1 pseudogene is annotated in these 1,203 nt (G+C 62.6%); it reads left to right on the top strand.

The annotated features are described in order from the left end of the window. A pseudogene (locus ACWPMX_RS15190) lies at positions 1 to 1,129 on the top strand (IS3 family transposase); the annotation flags it as partial. Between the last annotated feature and the right edge of the window lie 74 nt (positions 1,130 to 1,203).

Raw genomic sequence — 1,203 nt, 5'->3', positions numbered from 1 at the left:
TGGCCGGCGACACCGCCCGTGCTGCGACCACCGATGAGGTCAGGGATCTGCGCCGCGAGGCCAGCGCCCTGAAGGAATGCGTTGCCGACCTGACCCTCGAGAACCGCCTGCTTAAAAAAAGCATGATCGCGGATGGGGGCGAAGACGAATGAGGTATCCTGCATCGGAGAAGCTCGAGATCATCCGGGCCGTCGAGCAGTCGCACCTGCCGGCCAAGCGCACCCTGGACAAGCTCGGCGTCGCCCGCCGGACCTTCTACCGCTGGTATGACCGCTACCTCGAGGGCGGGCCAGAGGCGCTGGCTGATCGACCCTCGGCGCCGAGCCGGGTGTGGAACCGGATCCCGGCCGAGATCCAAGACCAGATCATCGAGCTGGCGCTGGATTACAGTGAGCTGTCACCGCGCGAACTGGCGGTGCGGTTCACCGATGAGAGGCGCTACTTCGTATCTGAAGCCACGGTCTACCGCCTACTGAAGGCCCACGACCTGATCACCAGCCCCGCCTAGGTCGTGATCAAGGCTGCCGATCGCTTCCATACCCAGACGACGCGTCCGAACGAGATGTGGCAGACCGATTTTACCTACTTCAAGATCATCGGGTGGGGCTGGATGTATCTGTCGACCGTGCTCGACGACTTCTCGCGCTACATCATCGCCTGGAAGCTGTGCACCACCATGCGGGCCGAGGACGTGACCGACACTCTCGACCTCGCTCTCAAGGCCTCGGGCTGCGATCATGCCACGGTGCTGCACAAGCCCAGGCTGCTCAGCGATAACGGCCCGAGCTACATCGCTGGCGAACTGGCGGAATACATCGAGGCCCAAAAGATGAGCCACGTGCGCGGCGCCCCGATGCATCCCCAGACCCAGGGCAAGATCGAACGCTGGCACCAGACCCTGAAGAACCGCATCCTGCTGGAGAACTACTTCCTGCCCGGTGACCTCGAGACCCAGATCGAGGCCTTCGTCGAGCACTACAACCACCAGCGTTACCACGAGAGCCTGAGCAACGTGACGCCCGCCGACGCCTACTCCGGCAGGGCCAGCGCCATCATAAAACGAAGGGAAAGGATCAAGCGAAAGACCATCGAACATCGGCGCTTGCAACACCGCAAGCTCGCCGCCTAACATCAACCCCCAGACGAGGCCCGCACTCCGCTAATCTACGCCGCGATCTGAGCCAAATGTTCTGACGACGGACA

The sequence above is a fragment of the Tsuneonella sp. HG094 genome (assembly GCF_053819285.1).
The sequence above is the reverse complement of the archived record's forward strand: the minus strand, read 5'-3'. Positions and strand labels throughout refer to the sequence as shown.